This window comes from Synechococcus sp. MEDNS5 (genome assembly GCF_014279875.1).
GTDB lineage: Bacteria > Cyanobacteriota > Cyanobacteriia > PCC-6307 > Cyanobiaceae > Synechococcus_C.
This window is the reverse complement of record NZ_CP047952.1, coordinates 680,776-699,858: the sequence shown is the minus strand read 5'-3', so window position 1 is coordinate 699,858 and position 19,083 is coordinate 680,776. Positions and strand designations below refer to the sequence as shown.

The following is a 19,083-nucleotide window of genomic DNA, read 5'->3' as shown; positions in this document are numbered from 1 at the left end:
TTAAATACCCTCTAGTTGGAGAAAGTCGACAAGTTTTTCAACGGTATCGTATTCCCATATAAAGGTATCATCAAGCATGATACCGGTGGATGATTTAATGAAATTCTTTAGTTCAGAGGATCCGACAGAATCAAGGGTTATAAAGAACTGACCGCGGACTGAACGGAGCACAGGATCACCGTTTTCATTTTCATAATCCTTCAACCAACGAATCAGCTTCTCAGCCGTAAAAGCTTCACACGGTAATGAATGTGTTTTAGTCTGAATATCATAAAACGAATAAAGAACTTTTATTTGATGCTTTAAGTAAAGATCACGGGCTTTAAGCCGTTGCAATTTGCCTGAGGTAGTTTTTGGAATTTGGGCTTTTTGAACAAAAAGAATATCATGGCAAGAACGTCCAGACAGATCTATTATCAACTTATTAATTTGGTCAAATAAAGATAATGGACTGGAGATGCTTACATGGCGATCTAGTTCGGCAATAAAAACAATGGTATCCATTCCGTCATCATTGTCGACGCAGAAACAGACTGAGGTTGAATTGGCAAAGAGTTTAAAGTTAGACTTAACAGCAGACTCTATATCCTCTGGATAAATATTCTTGCCATTAATAATAATAAGCTCCTTTTTGCGGCCTGTGATGAATAGGTGACCGTTATAGAAAAAGCCTAAATCACCAGTATAAAGTTTTAAAAGTTGAGAGTGATTAGAGTCACCTAGATAGCCATGCATAACCGTAGGCCCTTCAACAACAACCTCTCCAATACGGCCAGGGGGAAGAACTTTGTCTTGATCTTCAATTGAAATCCTCGTATCAGGAAGAGGGTAACCACATGAGACAAGCAAACGCCCATTTGAAGATGGATGGGCAAAACCTGAATTCAAGCCCGATTGGTCGAAAGCAAGTGTTAAAAGGGAATCTGAAATACGATCAGCGGTGACAGCTAAAGTTGATTCAGCTAATCCGTAGGCAGCGCTCAATGCTTTCGAAGACAAGCCAAATGGAATTGCAATATCAAGAAAATTAGAGACAACAGTAGAACTAATGTGTTCGGCAGCAATCATGCAAAATTCGCAAGCTTTTAAAGACAAAGACTCGTAGTATGTTTGCCTAGTTGCCATTGCATATCCACTGGTGGAACCTGCGGTATGCGTGATCTCTAAGGAAGACAGATTAGACAACCAGACCGAAGGTTTTTTCGCGAAATCGGCAGAAGAAATGATATATGAACGACATCCATACATTAAAGGCAAAAGAATGCCAAATACGAAGCCCAAATCATGATACAAAGGAAGCCAAGAATAAAAAGATGATGAGCTGGTAATATTCCATGCATCAGACATTAATTCGAGAGAAGCAGATATATTAGAAGCGGTAATAAGAACTCCCTTAGGAGAACCTGTTGAGCCAGAGGAATATTGAATAACTGCAGTGGATTTGGGGAAAAGGGGCTTTGGTGGAATTGAATAAGAAGAAAGAACTGAAGCGGAAATATTAGATGTATCAGAGGTTACTTCGGCTAAATTAGACAATAATGAAGAAGAACGAGAACGTAAATTGAAGACTTGGCTATGATTATTATCTATTGTATAGATCAAAGAACCTGTTTGCTCTACAATTGTATCAATGAAATCAACTCTCTTCTTAGAGGGGAGGCAAAGTGGAACAACAGGACGATTAGATATCCAGCAAGCAAGAAGATTGACAATAAATTCACTACTATTCTGATTCAAAAGCAGAACAGGACGTCTATCAGGATCTATAGTGTCAAAAAGCTGAGAACGCTCAAACACCCTATTTTTTGACTCTGGATACACAAAAGTAGAGTTACCGAGATCATACGACAAAAAAGAATTTCTCGAGGTCGAGAAATTATGAGAAAACTTAGAGACAAGATCCGCTGAATAAAACATCAAGCAAATGAATCAAGAAGATCATTAATATATTTATCAATTATAACGGACTTGAGAATACTATAGTGATCAGCATGAACATTTATAACTCGAAGGTCATTACAATAAGTATGCCATGACTCTAGTGCAGACGACATGTAGTTTGAAGTATTAGCACATACATATGAAGTCCGACAATCTAGGGGTCTTAAGTGACAATCTCGAAAAATTTGAAATTGGGCAATCGAGGAGTCAATCCAACAGAGTAGATCATCTACTGCAGTAGAATAAGAAATAGCTCCAACTGCAATCAACTGATATCGAATAGAAATGACAAGTTCGGGGAAAGAGAGTGAAGACGATTCGATAAAAGAGATTATCTTATTAATTGAAAATTCATCGCAATCCACACTTTTCAAAAGTCGCCGACAAACTTGAGAAAGCCAATAAATGGAACTATTGAAAGATAATTTCTCCAATTCATGCTGTAACAATTGCGGATTTGGCGTATCGATAATAACAACTTGATCGTCAGACGATGAATAATACGAGCCCAAAAGATTAGCAATCAAGCCAGAGTATGAGTAGCCAATAAAAATACAAGGAATGGTAGAGTCAATGGAATCTAAGATACGCTGTGCTTGTTGCTCAAGCGTATCTATAGAAGGACGATTAAGCAGCCCGTATGTAAGTGCTTGAACGGAATAGCCTTTTCGAACAAATGCTTTTGCTAAAGGTAGAACAGGAGACAAATCATCAGCAATAGGCGAGATGATAACAATCAATGGATGATCATTATCAACTCCTTTGCTAAACCAAGAACTAGGTGGAGATCTGAAACTTAAGATATGAGAGTCTTCATGAGAAGGAGATTGGTATACAAGTGAGACATCATCTAAAAACCACGAAAGTTGTGTTGAAGAAAGTGAGCCGAAAATAACTCTTGAAGATAGCTTAGAGGGCAAGGATAAATTAGTATTATTTATTGTAGTTATAAAGAAAATAGTGTCGGATGCTCCAGGGGTTGAATTAAAAGGAAGAAACCTACCATTATTAATTTCGAATAGAGATGCATTGATATAAGTAGAGGATGGGCATGGTAAGAGCACAAGAACTTTTTCATTATGGGAAAAATCAAAAATATTGAGAGCACTATATATTGATGCCAACAAAGAAGAAATGCTTATTGAGCTATGTCGCAACAAAAAAGGGTTAGAGAGAGAACTGATAAAACTTTTAAGTTTAGAAAGACGAGAAAAGGGAGTGCCTTTAAAAGTAAGATAATCACTACAAGATTGAACTACTTCGTGGAAAGCAAAAATAGAAAAGTAAGATGAATTACTATAAAGATTAATGGTAACCACGTCATCGCCTGAATAAGTGCAATAGATAGGAAATGCTGCATTATGATCTAAACTACAAATAGCATCTGAAGGATTAACTGGAGGTATGACGCGATCTATCAGATGAAAAGGTTCATCCATATCGTAATTAAAGACTTCAAAAAGCGTAGTAAGATAGCACAACAATGCGACTTGATCGAAGAGGTTACATTCAATTTGGAAAGAAGAAGATATTAAACATTGATTTAAAAGCGAATGTGATGAAAGTTGAGACAGCTCAGGAAACTCAGATTGAATATTGATAAATAGTTTTGAAAGATCAGATGTATCTCTACAACGGCTTAAGGCCTGAATATCAGCTTCGAAACCAAGATCGCACAAGCGCGAATAAAGACCAACTAACGCAAGTGAATCGTGAGTAAGGTGAGATATATCACGAATAAAATCACCATGGAAAAGAGGGGCTGACGAAACCAATTCGTCAGCTGTAATTTGGGGCAATCCAACTCTCTCGCTATTATAATATATACTTCTGAGAAAATTTTTATCAACCTTACCGTTAGGCGTACATGGAATATCTTCTACAAGAATGATGTCTTTAGGAATAAGATAATGAGGCACTGAACGCCTCATAGAATCCAAGACATTTCTAAGATAAAGCTGATTCACCACCCGATTTGATTGTACAAATGCTACACATATAGAACTACTATCTGCATCAATTTTAAGAACGAAAACATCAGTACGTGGAAGATATGAAGAGAGAATGAAACGGATTTGTTCAAGCGAAACGCGATATCCAGAAATTTTTAGCAGGTCATCAGCACGACCAATAAAACGATACGACGAATTTGATATTCTTTGAAAAAAATCACCAGTTCGATATGACAAAGATTGAAATTGGTCGGAGAAAAAGCCAGATTCAGAACGAGTGCCGAAATAGCCGTTAGCAACACCATCACCAGAAACAATTAGTTCACCAATACCTCCTAAAGGAGTCTCTTGACCTAAGAAACTCTGGAGTAGAACCTGAGTACCTGGCAATAAAGATGACATAATACCCTCTTGATTAGCGTAGGTTGAAGGATCTATCTTGTCTAAGAAAATAAAAGTAGTTGATTCTGTGGGACCATAACCATTAAACAACTGATTACCGCACTCAAAAAAACCACAGGATTCAATAGTGGAGACTAGAGAATAAGGAACATGCTCGCCACCGGTGCAAATTACTTTTGCCTTAAGAATATTCCGTGTACATCTTAATAGTTGTGTGAACATAGAAACAGAAAGCCACGCACAGTCAACATCAACAATGATTCCTCTTTGCATCAAGACAAAATGATCAATACAAGTTATTTTTCCGCCTGACAGTAAAGGAATCCATAATTCAAACAAAGATGCATCAAAACCTACATCGGAATGCATTAAAAAATTCAATTGATTCCATGAACGCTCATCGCCGAGTCGATGCAGACGATAAATCCCTTCAGACGTAATTCTGACCCCCTTAGGAGAGCCAGTGCTACCACTAGTAAACATAATACAGATGTCATTACTCTCGTTTTCGAAATCAATCGTGCCAATATTTGAAATAAATGAGGAAATAACAGGATTACCAGTATAGAGATCATATGACAATTCATAATGGCAAATTGATTCCATTAGATGAACACGATTGATATCGTTGCTGCGTCTTTCGTCCAAAGGGACAATAACATTATTTGTAAGCACCAGGGCTAACATAGAGGCAATATATTCAAAAGGGTTAGAGCATTTGATAAGAACACGACAGGAGGATATTTTAAGGTCATTAAGAGACTGAGAATAAGTTTCAACTCGACAACGTAAGTCATTATAAGTATGAAGAACATCTTTTTCATCGGAAATCCAATGAAGACAATGATATGGGCCCTTCGTTATGAGGATAGTCTTAATTAGACCGATTAGATCACTTTTAATCCTTGGAGAAGTAACAGGCGGGGCTTTTAATTCTTGCTGAGAAGTAAGGTAATGACCTAGCAATGCAAGCTGCTCGGCTTGTAAAGAAGATGAGTTTGATCTCAAAAAAAACTTAAGTTGATCATTCGCTTGATTGACTCGACAATCAAGCGTCAGGGGTACATTCGCACCACGTTCATCATTATAATCATCGACAGTAATAAACGAAGCACTAGCAGATGCATCTGATTCAACAATAAGATTGAACAAAACATCTACATTAGTAGTCGGAGTAACAAGTGATAACGCATCAGATTCTAAGGACGAGGCAAATATAAAGTCTGATAAATAAGGTGAGGTTGAAGGAATATTGAGGTTCCGGATATTAAATGCACCTTTTTTAAGCAAAACCAACGGACCAACAAGCTTGGGTAAATTCAAAAAGTTACGTGAGTCAAGTGCCAAACCCACATGAAGTATTGGCTGATTCAAAAAAATACCAAGCTTTGAAATTAGTTGCTGAAACAAGCGGCCAACAAGAGTTAGATGATCGTTGGATGAAGTAAGAGACAGAACTGTGTTTAGAGCAAGACGTTCAGAAAACCAAGTACTCGAATATTCACATTGTGAATCTAAGCCAATACTTAGTACAGGTGAATCACAAGAGAAAATATCATCCTGTTGCGAATTAGAAACATTTTTCTGTTCAATAGCATCAAGCTGCTCAGTCAAATCTGCAAATTGAAATTCATATATATCCTGAGGCAATTGGTTGTTCTCCAGAAAGAAACAAATTTCGGAACTCAGCAAATTAATCGATAAACCATCAATGATGGTATGGCTGGCAACAGCAAAGATAGAATCAACAGCATGCATATCGTCATGAGCAATAATAAAAGAGATTCCGAACGATGTATCCGCTAAACTCTTAAAAAAATTAGCATTACGGGTGACAGAAGAAGCACTTATAAAAATAACTTGACTTTGAGATGGTTCTTGAGCAATTTTCTGTACAATAGAATCTCCTTGAATGATTATTGAAGTTCTAAGTATTTCATATTTTTCAATGAGTTGCAGTAAGCATGTAGTGATTATATGTACAGGAACATCATGGCGAAAGCGCCAAGACCAGACAAGCTCAAACTTGCCATTTAGTGATGTTACGTCAGATAGAAATATTTCTTTCTGAAACGTTGAGGCGGGAAGATATGCATATTTCATCATTGAAACTCTCTCTTTTTTTGTCTTATTTTGGTTGAGGTGGATTGATTGTTTTGAACAGTAGAAAGCGATGGTAGATGATCAAGAAAATCACTCCAAGTACTAGAAGAAAGCAACGACACAACAGACAAATTACATGAATATTTTGAGTTTACAGAAGAAATCAAGCGAATTGCTGTTAATGAATCAACGTCAAGTGATGGTTTACTATTTAACTGAAGTGTACGTCCAGCTACTGATTCTAGAAAAGAATGATCATTGGACTTTTCAGAGTGACCTGGATCAGCAAAACTTAAGTGTGGGATAGTACGTCGTAACTTTTGCAAATCAACCTTACCCGAATCCGTTTTTGGCATGTCCTCAAGATAAATGCAATCACAAATGAGTCCGAACTTAACTTTAATTGCTTCCTTCAAGGAAACATTATTAATCAAGGTTTTATCGTTGCATGTAAAAAAGATGTAAATTACTGAATCCGACCAGATACTCTTACACTCGTTAACCCCTAAACGTTGGATTTCGTTATCAATAGATTCTGTACTAAAGATTTTGCCATTGGCCTTGAATTGATTATCAATTCTACCCAACCATTGAAGATTTCCGTGATTGTCATACCTGCCAACATCGCCAGTTCGATACCATAGGTGACCTTGGTCGTAGAAAAAGCAACTTTGATTCTTTATTTGTTCAGACAAATAGCCTAATCCGACATAATTACCAGAAATACAAATTTCATCCATTGAATCTTTGAAGTTGAAAAGCTTTATAATACATCCAGGGATTGGGGATCCAATTGTTGGATTATCCAATACTGGTTTTAAAACTTGCAAACGTGTAGTTAAAATAGTACATTCACTGGGTCCGTATTCATTAAGGAGTTGGATTGAATCATCATTCAATATCATATTTACTAGATCAGCAGTAAGCTCTTCACCAGCACTTGTTATTCTACGAATTGGTGTGTTGCTTAAACCACCGTCGGCCAACAAATGCAAAAGGGAAGGAACCATATTAACTTCATAGATGCTATGATGTTTTATGAAATCAAGAAAAGCATTGACGCTAGTATAGTGAGTAATCAAGGGTGAGATAAATAGAAAACCATTATTAACCATCGTGGAAAATAAAACTGTCAATGACGCATCAAAAGACCATGAAGACGTATGAGCTACACGAGAATTATAAGTATTTTCAGAGACTCTGTATTCTAAGTGATTAATAAGGTTATTAACATGAATCAGAATGGTTTTAGGATTCCCCGTAGATCCAGATGATCTGATCAAGTAAGCAGTATTTAGCGGTAAATTAGTCTCAAGTTTAGCAACGCTTAAATCGTCAGCTAGCTGCTTTACATCTGATCCAATTTCATTGGCGTCGATAAGCAAAAAGGGGAGACCGACGTTGATAGCAGAAAGAATATTAACAACACAGTCTACTGATCTCGAGGGTTTGATTTGGAGCACTAAATTTGTTGTTAACTGTATAGAAGATTGAAGAAAGCATGATTTAGCAATAACTTGGTTGTAAAGATCTAATCCAGAAAGTTGAGTGTTGCTATCGGCTAGAACGGGGGTTTGGTTTTGACGCCAAGATCTCCACATGAGATCAATTAAATATTGTCGAGATGATTGTTGATAGCGATTGATATACTCAGTATCGTCTGAAAGTAAAAGTCGCAAGATCGAAGTATTTAAGGAAACTAATTCCTCTGAGAGGAAAGAGCTAGCTTGACTTACAAGATGGATTGATAGCTTACTATCAAACAAAGATACTCTGCAAAAGACTTTGAGACGAACACTAATCCCCGCATCATTTTCAACTGTAGAAAGAGATTGCGTATCGGGGTCATCTTCAAATAAAAAGCCGTACTGTGTTTGACTGCCATGCTTAACGCGTAAATTTGAATTTCGTTGGCGAAGAACAGATTTAAAGACAAAATCTCGGTGATCACCAATAGTAACAAACTGATTTTGATCTTGCCGAATTAAGCTTTCTTTGATGAAAGGACCAATACAATTTTTGAAAGATACGGGACGGTCTGTTTCAACGTAACCTACTGTAAAGCAATCGGACGATAATTTTTCTGCAAGTGCGATACAAAACGCTGAAAGAGCAAAACTAGCCAGGGTAACGTTACTAGCCTTTTGTAAATATAGTACCTGCTGTAATTCATTGGACTGAAGAGTGTAGGAATGTTCAGTACGTTGACCACCTTGTAAATAAAGATAATCATGGTAAGTAGGGGCATCCAGTTGCTGCGATGCCTTCAGAAGAGCGAAATCACTAAATGCCTGCGTATTAGGAAGTGAAACACCAGGTTTGTTGTAAAAATGCCACAATTCGTCCCAGAATATTTTTATTGATTCCTGATCAGTGATGGCATGATGACGCGACCATAACAAATATGATTTCTCATAACATTCAACTAAAGCAATACGCATTAAGGGCGGTTTATTCAAATTGATTAAATTTGCCTCGAAAGTTTTTATATCTTTGATAGAGTTAATATCCTTAACCGAATATTGATTGATGTAATCTGCTGTGGGAAGTTTGTCCGCAACGACTGCAGTAATGCCTTTATGATTTTGCCAATCAAATGCAGTTCGCAATGCTTCATGTCGTTCATACATCATCTGAATTGAACGATTCAAAGAATCAAGATTTATCTCTGATATGGGAATCGTGACTTGTCCTATATAGTCCGACTGATCACTTGCAAGGTAACCTGCAATGATTGCAGATTGAATATTTGTTGCAGTATAGATTTTGTCAATCTGCATAAAAAAAGCCGTACTTAAATATACGGCTTATTATAGCTTTAAAATTAAGAAGGATCAGAGGCCTTCGATATAAAAGCCTTCGCCCTTTACTTCACCATCGCAAAGAGCCTTGAGCTTTTCTACAAACGGACCACCAGTAGGAGCAGCGGGGTTTGCAGCCATTTTGTCGAAAGCAGCTTCAGACTGCCAAACAGTGCAAATACCATACATGTTAGGGTCAGATTTGGCTTTCATCACGCCGAATCCGACAAGTCCTTCTACGACGTCGGAAGGCTTCTTGCCATCACCGGGATTAAAGTTCTTAGCAAGCAGTTCCTTGGCGGAAGCTTCATTGCCAGCTTTAAGGCTAGCACGTGTGATAGTCAGAAACATTGAATGTAGGAATAAAGCACTACTAGATCACTTTAGCTTCAAAAAAGCTCAATGGATTAAGATCTGGATAATATCAGCGTTTCCTAGCAAAGGTCAAGTTTGAATCATAACCGCTTTCGAGATTACAAACCTACCAAAATGAATCAATTCAACTTCAAATCTCTGCTTATAAAAGAAAGCCTTTCCGTGGTTAGCACATTGCATTTTAATCGACACATTTTTGAGACCACCCCATAAACCATAACCATTAGCTTTAAGAACGGCTTCTTTAATGGTCCAAAGTTCTAACAAAGTGTGAGTTTTCAAGGCCAACAAAGCCTCATCTTTAGACATAAATATTTCAGAATAAATAAATTCTTCATTAATATCGATTCTGCGGTCTTCAGCTTCAATATCAATGCCGATCGGTTGGCTATGGGTGATTCCCACAGTCAAGCACTCGGAATGCGAAATATTGAAATATATTGGAATGTTAGAATTACGTAACTGTGGCTTGCCATATATTGTGCGTCCTATTTCAATCGGAAATTTCAACCCAGAATGGCCAAGCAGATGTTGCACGAAATTATGGCTTATTTTTCTTTGTTCAACAAAGGAAGGCTCAAAGCTCATTGCGCCTATGAGAAGTCGAGTAGGACGATTTAAAAATGGGGAATGATATGAATAAAGCAATTCTACTACCAGGCCTCCTTAGCGAACAACCTTATCAGAATGTACAGTGGTCAAGGATACCACCTGAATGGAAAAGTTTATATCAAAATAAATTCGCAACATCCTTACATCACGACTATTACCAGGGAGACAGCTTCAGGGCAAGGATCTTCAGACATATTATATATATTATTTCCTACTTAAAGTCACTCAAAGAATCAAGAGTTGACTATTACGCTTTCAGCTTATCGATACTAGCAAGTGCAATACACGAAGACATCCTGAGCTTCAGCAATATGATCGATATTTTTTTTGAACTGGAGAGCAAAATATATGAGTCAAAAAATAAGTACAAGTTATGCCTGATAGTCACAGACAAGAATAATCTACATACCAACTACCCATTGTTGAAACCTTGCTTTATCGGCGCTCAAAATCAATTACACCATATCCTGTGCTCTGATGAACACATATTCACAAAAACTATGGAAGAGTTGTCCATCAATTATATATTGCATGATTTAGATTTTCCTTTTCACTCAAGAGCATGCCCTCTTCATGTCAATCCAATCAAACAAAGCAGTGTAAATATCAACCCAGCTAATTCTTCATCTAAAATATTTGGCCTCGATGGTGAAAACATCCAAAATATAATTTTTGACATCAACCAGATATTCACTTCGGAAATACAATTCACTCCATCACTCAAGACGTATGATTACATTGGAGAGCTCGCCTCAAGAGCTCAGCTATTATCACTATTAAAAGATAGTTTCCCAGGGATTGAAGATAAGATCTCTTTTGACGTATTAGAAAGTGATAATTGATGATAGAAGAGACGCTCTATACATCGTTGCGATCTATCGTGCGATCGCATATACTGGATAAAATCATTTGTTGGTATGGATGAGGCATAAACATCAATAGCGTTTTCTTTTTTCATGACATCATGCTTGGGGATGTAAACATCAAGTAAATTTAAAAATTGACGACAATGATTAGGTGAATTTCTTAACGTTTTTTGGAACACATAAGGGCAATCTTCATAATAGAGAAGCTGTTTATAAGCAAGTTGTTCACCAACAAGACGAGTAATCTCATGATCAACATGTCCGCCGATAGACAATGGAGAGAGAACAAGATCAAAAGGGCTCAAGCAGACGAAAGATAATATTTTTGATGTAATTAGGGAAATAAGCTGAAAATCGCATGCATGGATCTTTGTAAAGATATCAACTGGATCTAAATATAAAGGCTTGTTAGTAAGGGGATGAATACGATATATCGCATCAAGAGCATCGACATATAATATTTTTACATTATAAGAATTAAAAGCAATGGTATCTAGCGAGCGTCTATATGCAACAGGATCATCATGACTAAATTTTTCATGAAAACGAGAAGCCTGAGGTGGTAACTCAAAATCAAGTGGAGGTGTAGCTGAAAACACATTAATAATATAAATTTGCTCAAAGTGACTTGAAAATAAACTAATCAGTCCTCCAACTGAGAAAATCGCATCATCGAAATGAGGAGATAAGACAAAAAGACGCTTAATCATGGACATATTCTACAAATCAAACCTTTATCGAGCAAGGACTTAATGTTGGCGTAATAATTCATCTCTGTTAAAGAGGAGGACGAATCACCAATCAACGTGAGTAACTTAAAGTCCATATCGGTCAATTGATAATTTTGATGATCAGCAAAAACATAATTATGCTGTGAACAAAGAGAACGGACCAAAGGTGAGAGTTTATAAATATCTTGATTGTCAGACGTAAGTCTTTTGGGCTCGTAAATTTTTTTGATCTCAACCGGCCATATGGCTACTGCCTTTAAGACATCCCTGAAACCCTTTTTGTATTCGCGGATATTATATTTCGAAACTATGTATGAACGACCTTGATGAATTTCATGCTTCAGCATTGGATCATCAAGCTTGCAGAGGATTTGCTTGCACAAGCTTGCCAAATCATCATGATTATAGTTATATAAACCGTAAGGTTCATTGATATAATGCCCGTGAAATGATGGGAGAGAATGCCTCATGTTTCCAGCGCCATTGCTAAATATAGGACATCCGCTTAAAATGCTTTCTAAAATATACATTCCGAAAGACTCTGGTACTTCATTATAGCAAATTCCAAACCTTGAAAGTGAAAATAATTGATGTAAATCCGTCTGAGGTAGACGGTCAGTAAAAATAATGCTTGTTTGAATATCACAGGCACTGATGTTTGAGAAATTATTGAACCAGCTCGAATTTGTCAAATGCATTAATTCATGTTGAATATCTGCGGCATTTGACTTGCTTACAAAAACCTTAAAAAGCTGTTTTCTTTGTTTGAAAGATGAAACTAAAAACGCAACAATGCCAACAAAAGCCGGGATGGATGCTTTTTGCGGCTGAATTGAATGAGCAAAAATAACTTCTTGCTGAAGATCGTCTAAATTATATTTACTCAAAAAATTTGTGTTGCTCTCTGAATCATACGTAGCCACTTGAATTGGAGGTGTCAAAGGGTAAATAATTGGTTGTTTGGTGCCGATTTTCGATGCATATAACTCTCTCAATTGGTAACTGTTAGAGACAATATTTCCTCCCAGAAGTAGTTGGATCACTTCTGCCCAATACAAAGATGTTGTTAAAATTATGTCAAGACAATCAAGATTATTTATTAGATTAAAGTTATAATACAATCCATGCAAAAGCAGTATATTCACCTTAGATGATTCTCGAGATGGTGGGCTACTTTCAATGCCACGATCACAATAAATAGAAATATCTGAAAAATGTGAATTGAATGATTTATTAAATTGCAAACAATCCCACGGGATAAACATCTGGGATTTTGACGAAATCCGATCTGGAGAAATGGTGAGCAAATCATGGCCCATCTCAACAATCACTTCTTCAAGGTATTGATTGCAACGCATTGCAGCACCACTTCTCACTTCAGGGGAATATCTTTCATAAAAGAGAGTTTTGATAAGCATAATCAATCAAAACAGGCTCAAGAAACTCCACTTTACATAAAACATTTGCAATGTCTCAGAAAAAATGATTACAACCAAATTCTAGATATACGAGAATTTGCCGCACGGATCGAGAAGCCGGTTCACAAAGTCTTATTATTGTCCCAGTTAAGAACTGGTTCTACTTCCTGATGCGGCCTGGCGATGATGTGAGCCGCAACGAGACCGTCTCCAACCCGCTCACAGGCGTCAGCCCCGGCACGCACTGCAGCATTCACAGCACCAGTCTCTCCGCGCACCATCACGGTCACGTAGCCGCCACCGACGTACTCACGACTGATGAGGTAAACCTCCGCGGCCTTGGTCATGGCATCAGCAGCCTCGATCGCAGGCACCATTCCCCGCGTCTCAATCATGCCCAGAGCGATCCCCTGGATGGGCTGAGCAGCAGGTGAAGGGGATGTCGGCGCAGGCTTTGCCACACTCCCTCGCCCTCCAGACCCTGTGGATGCACTTCTACGGGTCGTGGAGCGACGCGTCGTCCCCGTTGTGGATCGACTGGGGGTTGAGCCAGCGGCTGTCGAACCAGTGGATGCCGCTGGGGAGGAGCTGGCGACGGGAGCTGAAGAGGTGGAAGCAGGAGTCGCCACAGGCTTCACATCAACAGTCTTGTTCGCAGCAGCACTGCTGCGAGTAGTGCGGCGACGAGGGGAAGGAGAAGGGGTGGCCATGGAGTTAACGGTGTGGAAGCGGAACGGAAACGGAGGAGAGAGGGGAAAACTCCCTATCCGTCCGGATTCCAGTGATCGATGATGCCGCCGATCGTGAGATCGGTGAGGACCTTATTGTCCGGGCAGGCATGTCGGGCAGCGGAGCCACTGGCGGTGAACACCCAGTTGCCCTCACGAGCACCCACAGGATCCACTGCCACCAGTTGTTTGCCCCTGGAATTGCGCAAGACGCGCAAGTGCATATGGTCCAATCCCGCCACGCGGAAGGTGCACACCAGAGTTCCCATCACCTGCATGATCTCCATCAGGAGCTCGCGCCTCCCGAAGGATTCGCAGGCGGTGGTGCAGCCGCAGACGGTGGTGCCGGCGCAGACGGTGGTGCCGGAGGCTTGGGAGGGTCAGGTTCCCAGTGGTCAATGATTCCCACAATCGTGAGATCGCTGGGGTAAGACTTGCTCCCTGCAGCTTCGCGGGCAGCCGAACTGCTGACGCAGATCACCCAGTCGCCTGGTTTGGCGCCCACAGCATCCACCGCAACCTTCTTCGTACTGCCGTCTTGCACAACCTGAAGATGTTTGTGCTCGAAATCAGGAATCCGGTTAGTGGAAACGAGCGGCTTGATGACCTTGACGATCAACATGATCAGTGAGCCTCCTGTTGAACTGGATCAAGGGTTGAACCAACGACAACAGCGGGATGGGGCTGGTCGCGGTCGCGAATGGTGAGCAGCGTATGAAGAAGCCCCTCACTCAGCAAAGGGGCATAACGATCGTTGATTGCCAACTGGATGCGATGGCAATCAGCAATCGCGCGATCACGAGCACCGGGAACTTTTCCTGAGTAGTCAAAACGCACAACGACGGGGATAGGAAGATCGCGGGATACATTCAGGCCCTTGAAGATTTTCACTCCCACATCCAGATCTGGGGCTCCCTGCTCAACCGTGTCGAGATGGGCGAAATAAGTGAGATTGCGGAGGTGTACTTCCTTAAAGCCAATGCCAACACCAATGAATCGTTCGGCATGTCCAGCATCGGGGTAAGGTCCTCCATGCTGGGCAAGGACATAATCCTGCTGGGAGAAATTATTCATCAGCAGACGTGAAATAAAGCGCACCATTCCAGGTTCGGGAGCCGATGCAACATGGGTACTTACAGCAGCTTCGACGGCTTCATGCGCCTGCTGTGGTGTCAAGGACACTGTGCTTTCGTACAGAGCTTTTCCACACAGCCATTGATCAAGACGGATATCTCCCTTCTGATCGGGAACATGAACACGAATGGCATCCGTATCAGTGTCAAGACCGATCAGAAGCAGATCAACAGATGCTCCGCAACAGAAGCTGTTCTCAACGGCCTCCCTGAAATCAAGCAAGCGGCGAAGCCCGGAGGATGCTGCCAGGGAATCGTCGCTTGCATGGGCTGCACAACCATGATGCAGAGGGTCAACTGAACTGAAGTGGTAAGCCACCACTTTCAGATAACGCGTAGCGGCGTGAGCTTCATTGGGGATCTGCTCGCGAAAGCGCCGATGTTCGGTTTTAACCCAGCGATTGACGGTGTTTTCAACGTCAAACATCGCACCAGCGTGGGAACGCCGGCGAACTGCGCTGAAAGGAATGCGCAGTGCGTAGGCAATGGTGTGAGCCAACCGACCGTCAGCACAGGGCGTGACATCCAGCAAATGGAATCCGCACTCCAGCAGAAAAGCTTCAAAGACCTCTGAATCTGCACTCCCGTCTGCACCCTGAAGCGGATCTTCATGGAAGAAGTGATCACTGAACTTTTGATGGGATTGAAAAACGCACCACGCAAACAGTGCTCTCATATCCAGGGGACGAACCCAGGACTGTTCGAGGATGTGATCCGGCAAGTCGAATCCCAGTTCCGCCCGAGCCAGACGTTGAGCCTGCGCGATGAAATCGGGCTCATGCTGCAAGACCGACACTTGCTTAAGCACAGGAACGATTCGATCAAACCGGCCTTTCACCTCGCTTTCGTAAGCCTGGAGATGAGTGTTTTGTTGTTGATCGGTGAGTGGATGAAAATCCACAGCCCATGGGAGAGAGGAGCGGCTGAGATTGACAGTCGACTTAGATGGCTGAGAGGACTTCTTAACCCATCCGGGCTGTTGGCTCGATCGACGAGGACGATCTTGCTGGGTACGAACACGTCCGGCGGTAACGGATCCAGAATTGACAACTGCTGCTTTACCTGCAGTTGTCAACGCTTGGCGGCGTTGAAGCGCCGATGATCGCGTAGCAGATCGGGTTAAAGGAATTGAAGCCCCAGATGACGTCGACGGTTGACCGTCCTGGGCAGACAGCTGACGCCGGGTAGGGGCCGTGGGCGCCTGAGGTCGCCCGCCACGAAAAGGCATGGAGCGAACCATCAGGCCATCAGCCCCGTGCGCCGCCGGAGACGGTGATCAGCGAGCCCTTTTCGGTGTTGCCGCTGGAACCGGTCACGCGGCTAACAGGCCATTCGATTGCATCATTTCGCTTGCTCTCGAAGGGAGACATGGCACTCATCGGGCCAGTACGGCTTGGATTGCGCCGACGGGCCGAAGCACCCTCCGTACCGGTGACGTGCTCACCACGGTCCCAGTCGTCACCGGTGACTTTCCTCGCCGAACCTTCGCCGGTCACGCGGGAAACAGGATGTTGATCCTCATCCATGGTGACCGGAGCATCAGCCACAGGGGGTGTGTCTTGAAAATGACGACGCTGGAATTCGCGGTTATCGAAACGGAACTGCTCTGTGCCGGTGACCTTGCCACCGGCCATATCAAAAGGGCCGGTGATGCGATTTCCCTGCTCATAGGAAGTACCAGTGACAGAACCCTGGGCATCACGTTGCTGTTGAGCAGCACGAGCTGGAGACATCACACTGAACCGTGTCCAGGCAGCACCATCAGGGGCTTGGCCATGGGTGTCGGTTCCAGCTGGCGCCCTTTCACCACAGGCCTGAGCGAGCTGGTCTGCCCCCACATAGGGAGTACCAGTGATCGCTTCGCAAGCACCGCGCTGATCACCGGTCATGACACCACCCACGCCGGGTTGGATTCCAGTCATGGCGGCGGAAGGAGTGCCAGGGCGAACGGGGGTGCGCTCGCGGATGGCCTGCACAGCAGAAGTACCGCAGTGCTGACCCGCCTGTTCGAGACCTGCATAGGGCGTACCGGTCACGGCCTGACAACTGCCGGGCTCGTCGCCGGTGACACGCTCCGAGCGACCGGTGCGTGTTCCGCTCACCACCTGGTTGCGATTGGTGACGCTGAAGCCGACCTTGGCAGCTTCGGGCTCGGGCTTGCCGCCGCAGAAGGAATTCACCTGTTCTGCACTGATGTATTGATCGCCGGTAACGCGATGGCATGAGCCGAACTCATCGCCTGTCACCTGGGAAGACCGGCCCACCATGGTGCCGGTGACACCCGTACCGGAGAGGGTTCCCGACAGGCCGACTTTGGGAGCAGGACGACCTTCGGGCAGGGGATCAGAGCCAAGATATTGATCACCGGTGAGACTGCGGCCAGCACCGGCTTCATCACCGGTAACGCTGGACGAACGGCCAACCATCACGCCACTGACGGGGCGACCCTGCTGCGTATGGCTGTGACCAACCTTGCGAGGGGAGACCTGCCCACCACCGCAATGGGCAGCGGACTGATTAGCAGAGATGTATTCAGTTCCCGTTACGTTTTTGCATGTACCGGGCTCATCTCCGGTGACTTTGTCGGAGCGACCCACCTCGTTGCCAGTGACCCGGTTGCCATGGCTAGTGGCGGTCACGCGCACCTTGGCGGGGGTGGTGGGCTCAGGCGCCTGCTGGCAGAACGTCTGGAACACCTCAGCGCCTAGATATTCGGTGCCAGTGATGGAGCGGCAGGTGCTGGCCTCATTGCCAGTGGTCTTCACTGAACGGTTGGCTTGCGTGCCTGTCACGGTTTGGCCGGAAGTGGTCGTGCTTTCACCCACCTTCCAATGGGCATCTGCAGCAGCAGCCTGCTTGGCGCCGTGGCGGTTAGGGCCGGAGGGACGGGTCACACCTGCGCTCTGCTTGTTGCGGGCACCGGCTTTCGCCCGGAGCTCACGCACTTGCTGAGCCAGCTCACGGCTGGTGAGATCTGGATTCGCCTGGCGAGCCACAGCGGCTGCGCTAGTGGGTTGCTTGCCGGCGGTCTTGCCATGCTTCGACATGGCATCACGGCGAGCCAACACCAGGGCACGGCTCGGATTCTCGAGGGCGCGACGCTTGGGGGTCGCACTGCGGCGCTCGGAGCGAGGCTTAAAAGTTACGGGTGGAGCACTCAGCTGCGCCTGTTCAACAGGTGTCGCCGCTGGAACAGAAACCTGGGACTGACTGACAACGTCGGCGCGATTCCGATCGCGGCTGGTATCAGCAATCTTTCCGCGGCGGGACAGTGCTTCGCGGCGAGCCAGCACCAGATCCCGGCTGGGATGACGTTGGGGCTTCACCTGAGAACTGCGGGACGGGGAAGCAGATGTAAGCGAACCCGTGGGTTTCACGGGAGCAGCAACGGCTGGAGCAGTTGGCTCAACAGCGGCAGCAGCATCCGTTCGAGTTGGACGTGCGTCGGCGGCGGTGCGCACACGATTGGCACCATCTCCTGCAGCCACAGAGGACTTCTTACCGGAAGTGGTCAGCGCCTTGCGGCGCTCGAGTGCGAGTTCGCGACTGGAAAGTCTTGCCATGTCCGCCCGAGGGTGTCGTCGTGAAGTGGAGGGGCACCTGCCCCTCCGGAAAAAGCTGGAGCCCTGAACAGCTCAGGGCTCGGAACCAATGGTCCGAAGGATCAGCGTCCTTCGAAAACCACGAAGCAGGCACCCTGGCTCTGGGTGTAAGCGTCGTAACCGACGATGCGCACGTGGTGGTCGGGGTAGGCGCGATGGCAGGCCTCGAGCTCACTCACAACAACGTTGAGGTCCTTCTCACCGAAGAAAGGAAGCTTCCAATAGGACCAGTACGTGGCCATGGAATTGCTGGGATGGACGTGCTCGACGAGCGGGCTCCAACCCTGGGCAATGATGTACGCGATCTGGTCGTAGATCTCGTCCTGGGTCATCGGCGGAAGAAAGCCGAAGGTCTCCAGGGTGGCGACTGTTTGATAGTCACCCACGGTGCTCTGGAAAGGCATGGGGATCCTGGTAGT

Annotated in this window: 13 protein-coding genes; all 13 read right to left on the bottom strand. The window is 43.7% G+C overall.

Going from position 1 to position 19,083, the window contains the following annotated elements:
• The 13 genes from SynMEDNS5_RS03450 to SynMEDNS5_RS03385 all read right to left on the bottom strand — a co-directional run bounded on the left by SynMEDNS5_RS03450 (window position 1) and on the right by SynMEDNS5_RS03385 (window position 19,068).
• Complete coding sequence (locus tag SynMEDNS5_RS03450) at window positions 1-1,797, bottom strand: AMP-binding protein (RefSeq protein WP_186584431.1); 1,797 nt, start codon at window positions 1,795-1,797, stop codon at window positions 1-3.
• Window positions 1,798-1,916: 119 nt separating this feature from the next.
• Entirely contained in the window at window positions 1,917-6,398 is a 4,482-nt protein-coding gene (locus SynMEDNS5_RS03445) for an AMP-binding protein (protein WP_186584421.1), read from the bottom strand.
• A complete protein-coding gene (locus SynMEDNS5_RS03440) occupies window positions 6,398-9,178 on the bottom strand; it encodes an AMP-binding protein (RefSeq protein ID WP_186584411.1) in 2,781 nt (926 codons plus the stop codon). The genes SynMEDNS5_RS03445 and SynMEDNS5_RS03440 overlap by 1 nt, the downstream gene beginning before the upstream one ends.
• A 54-nt stretch (window positions 9,179-9,232) precedes the next feature.
• Window positions 9,233-9,550 carry a putative quinol monooxygenase gene (locus SynMEDNS5_RS03435; RefSeq protein WP_222929780.1) on the bottom strand — a complete coding sequence of 106 codons (318 nt, stop codon included), beginning with the start codon at window positions 9,548-9,550 and terminating at the stop codon, window positions 9,233-9,235.
• Between the two features lie 93 nt (window positions 9,551-9,643).
• Entirely contained in the window at window positions 9,644-10,162 is a 519-nt protein-coding gene (locus SynMEDNS5_RS03430; RefSeq protein ID WP_186584401.1) for a 4'-phosphopantetheinyl transferase superfamily protein, read from the bottom strand.
• 784 nt (window positions 10,163-10,946) lie between these two features.
• Window positions 10,947-11,762 (bottom strand): hypothetical protein, encoded by an 816-nt coding sequence (locus tag SynMEDNS5_RS03425; protein WP_186584390.1) that lies wholly within the window; start codon window positions 11,760-11,762, stop codon window positions 10,947-10,949.
• Window positions 11,759-13,201, bottom strand: coding sequence for a glycosyltransferase (locus SynMEDNS5_RS03420; protein ID WP_186584388.1), 1,443 nt, complete (start codon window positions 13,199-13,201; stop codon window positions 11,759-11,761). The genes SynMEDNS5_RS03425 and SynMEDNS5_RS03420 overlap by 4 nt, the downstream gene beginning before the upstream one ends.
• A 122-nt stretch (window positions 13,202-13,323) precedes the next feature.
• On the bottom strand, window positions 13,324-13,911 hold the full coding sequence (locus tag SynMEDNS5_RS13230) for a BMC domain-containing protein (RefSeq protein ID WP_304623113.1): 588 nt from the start codon (window positions 13,909-13,911) through the stop codon (window positions 13,324-13,326).
• 53 nt (window positions 13,912-13,964) lie between these two features.
• Window positions 13,965-14,216 carry a carboxysome peptide B gene (locus tag SynMEDNS5_RS03405; RefSeq protein ID WP_186584383.1) on the bottom strand — a complete coding sequence of 84 codons (252 nt, stop codon included), beginning with the start codon at window positions 14,214-14,216 and terminating at the stop codon, window positions 13,965-13,967.
• Complete coding sequence (locus SynMEDNS5_RS03400) at window positions 14,216-14,551, bottom strand: carboxysome peptide A (RefSeq protein WP_186584381.1); 336 nt, start codon at window positions 14,549-14,551, stop codon at window positions 14,216-14,218. The genes SynMEDNS5_RS03405 and SynMEDNS5_RS03400 overlap by 1 nt, the downstream gene beginning before the upstream one ends.
• A gap of 2 nt (window positions 14,552-14,553) precedes the next feature.
• A complete protein-coding gene (locus tag SynMEDNS5_RS03395) occupies window positions 14,554-16,302 on the bottom strand; it encodes a carboxysome shell carbonic anhydrase (RefSeq protein ID WP_186584379.1) in 1,749 nt (582 codons plus the stop codon).
• A gap of 7 nt (window positions 16,303-16,309) precedes the next feature.
• The gene (locus SynMEDNS5_RS03390) at window positions 16,310-18,625 is read right to left on the bottom strand and encodes a CsoS2 family carboxysome shell protein (protein ID WP_186584377.1); all 2,316 of its coding nucleotides are present in this window, start codon (window positions 18,623-18,625) and stop codon (window positions 16,310-16,312) included.
• 101 nt (window positions 18,626-18,726) lie between these two features.
• Window positions 18,727-19,068, bottom strand: coding sequence for a ribulose bisphosphate carboxylase small subunit (locus SynMEDNS5_RS03385; RefSeq protein ID WP_006043651.1), 342 nt, complete (start codon window positions 19,066-19,068; stop codon window positions 18,727-18,729).
• Window positions 19,069-19,083: the final 15 nt, after the last annotated feature.